At 68.2% G+C, this 2748-nt stretch carries 2 protein-coding genes; one reads left to right on the top strand and one right to left on the bottom strand.

What is annotated here, in order from left to right; translation table 11 throughout:
- Positions 1–317, top strand: a 317-nt coding sequence (locus tag FJ251_15240; GenBank protein ID MBM4119056.1) for a PEGA domain-containing protein, incomplete at its 5' end; no start/stop codon positions are given.
- 171 nt (positions 318–488) lie between these two features.
- On the opposite strand, the gene FJ251_15235 is transcribed toward FJ251_15240, so the two are convergent.
- Positions 489–2486 (bottom strand): hypothetical protein, encoded by a 1998-nt coding sequence (locus tag FJ251_15235; GenBank protein ID MBM4119055.1) that lies wholly within the window; start codon positions 2484–2486, stop codon positions 489–491.
- Between the last annotated feature and the right edge of the window lie 262 nt (positions 2487–2748).

Raw genomic sequence — 2748 nt, 5'->3', positions numbered from 1 at the left:
TTTTTCTGCCTGATCGGCCGAAGGTCGAGGCGGGGAATCAACAGCAGCAACAACAGCAACAGCAAACGGTCGTGATCCCGGGAGCCGCACAGCCCGGGGGACAACAAACGGGCACTGTGATCGTGAGCGCGTCCGTTGAAGGCGCCGACATCTATGTCGATGGTCTGTTCGTCGGCAACGCCCCAGCAAATCTGAAGCTGTCCGAGGGCGTTCATGTGATCGAGGTCAAGAAAGACGGATACGAGACTTTCAAGCGAGAGCTCCGTGTGTTCGCTGCTGGCGAGGTCTCGCTCAAGGCAGAGCTGAAGAAGCCGTAGTCGTCGCGTTGGCTCTCGTGTTGCCGGTCCGTCCTCCAACATTGTTCGTGCGGCGATGTCGTCGTCGGTGCCGAGGACGATGTACGCCAGCTCCGCCGAGGGGTTCTGCCCCTTGGTGAGCCGCCGCGAATCGAACTTCTCACGCACCTCGATCGGCACTCGTCACTCCGTTCAGGTGAACGCCAGCCCGCCCGTACCCATCGCGTCCACGAGACGCTTGGTGTTCTTGGCCGTCTGCTCGCTCGCGCGGGCCGTCCGTTCCGCCGCATCGCCACCACCCAGGCCGGCCGCGCCGGCGGCGTTGAACGTGCCCGTCACGCTGATCCCCTTGGCCATCACATCGCCGAGCCCCGACAGGCGGTCCTCGAACTCGGCCATGAGGTCCTGCGGCGTCTTCCGCCCCCCCAGGCCGCGCTCCGCGTCCGCCGCCTCGCGCTTCTGGCGGGCCTGCTCGATGGCGTCGGCGAGTTTCTGCTTCGCGGCGTCCAAGGCGGCCTGCGATTCCGCGAGCCCGGCTTCGGTCTTGTCCCTGAGGGCCTTCTGGGCGTCCTCGAAGTCCTGGCCGATGGCGGCGAGCGTCGCCTCGTGGATGGCCGACGCCTGCTCACGCTCGGCGGCCCGTTCCTTCTCTCGTGCGGCCGCGGTCTCTTGGGCCGCGTTCTCCAGCTCCACCAGCCGCGACTCGAGCTGCTGGTCCACGGCCTTCTTCGCGGCGTCCACGTCGAGCCCGGAGTCGAAGAGCCCCTGGATCTCCAGCATCCGCTTGGCAACCCAGGACGATGCCTGCTCCCAGATCATCTGGAAGCCGGTGGCGAAGTTGGTCCAGGTCTTGGAGAGGAACGCGACCGTCTCGATCCAGCCGACCTCGAGGGCGTGGAACACGATCTCGGCGGCCGCCAGCGCGCCGTACCACATGGAGTACGCGGTGGAGACGAAGAACTCCTTGGCCCCCAGCCACGCTTTGTTCAGCGCCGCCACGCCCTGCTGCCAGACGACCTTGAGCGAGAGCCACAGGATCTCGGCCGCGAGGGCGATGTCGCCGGCGGCCAGGGCGTCGGCGATCCCGCCCACGACCTTGGACACCCATTCCCGCAGCGCCGTGAACTGCTCGCCCAACCACGCGAGGGCCTCACCGCCGGCGCCGGTGGCGACCACCAGCACGCCGCCCAGCGCGACGATCGCGGCGATGACCAGGCCGACCGGCGAGAGGATCGCGCCGATGGCGGCACCGATCAGGCCAAACGCCGTACCGATGCCGCCGATGATCCCGGCAACGAGGCCCAGGGCCGCGCCGATCCCCGAGACGATGTACCCGAGAGCAATGATGGCCACGCCCGCGACGGCGACGGCGGCCGCGACCTTCAGCGCCCACACGACCAGGTCCTTGTTCTCCTTGATCCAGGCCGTGGCGCTGACGACCACGCGCGTGATCCGCTCGGTGAGTTCCTGGATGGTGGGCGCGAGCGCCCCGCCGATCGTGAACACACCCTGCTTGAGCACCTTCCACAGCGTGCCCAGGGCGTCGTTGAGTTCGGCGGCGTCGCGGGCGGTCTGCGTGCTCACGGTCAGCCCGAGTTTGCGGGCCTGCTCCTGCATCTCGTTGATGCCCGCGGCCCCGTCCGCCATGAGCGGCAGCAGCTTCGTCCCCGCCTTGCCGAAGAGCTCCATCGCCAGGGACGCCCGCAGGGCCGGGTCCTGCACCTTGGAGATCCGGTCGGCGAGCAGTTTGAACTGCTCATCCGGCGACAACTTCGCCAGGTCGGCGACGGTCAGACCCAGCAGCCCGAGCGCTTCGTTCGTCCCCTGCGACCCCTTGGCGGCCTCCACGAGCGACTTCTGCATGACGCGGAGGCCGTTCTCGAGCGTCTCCATGTCCGTGCCGGAGAGATCGGCGGCGTAGCCGAGCTCGCTGAGTGCTTCGACGCTCACGCCCGTCCGCTGGCTCATCTTGTCGAGCACGTCCCCGGTGTCGGAGAACGCCTTGGCGGTGCCGAGCAACGCCGTAACGGCGGCGACGCCGATGCCGGCGAGCTTCGTGCCGATGGACCGCAGCCCCGCACCGAAGGCCTCGAGCTTCTTCTGGGCCGCTTTCAGGCCGGCCGACAGCTTGTCGCTGACACCCAGCTCAACGAAGGCCCGTCCGGCTCGGATGCCACGCGTGTCCGCCACGGTCAGTCACCTTTCCTGATCGAGTTGCGCCACAGGAGCGGCAGATTGGGCCGCTCCTTCGCCAGCGCTGGGGCCATGTACGGCCGCGGCGCGATCTTGACCTTCCGCGCGGTCAGCCGGCCCCGGCGGCGCTTGAGCACGACCGTCTCGCCGCCGTACTCCAGGACGTTCGGCGCGGCGCTTTTCTTGAAGCCCACCGGGCCGACCACCACGGAGTCGGCGGCCTTGTCGTACCCGAAAAGGATCAGCCGACGCAGGCTTC

The sequence above is a fragment of the bacterium genome, from assembly GCA_016873475.1.
Classification (GTDB): Bacteria; Krumholzibacteriota; Krumholzibacteriia; order JACNKJ01; family JACNKJ01; genus VGXI01.
The sequence above is the reverse complement of the archived record's forward strand: the minus strand, read 5'-3'. Positions and strand labels throughout refer to the sequence as shown.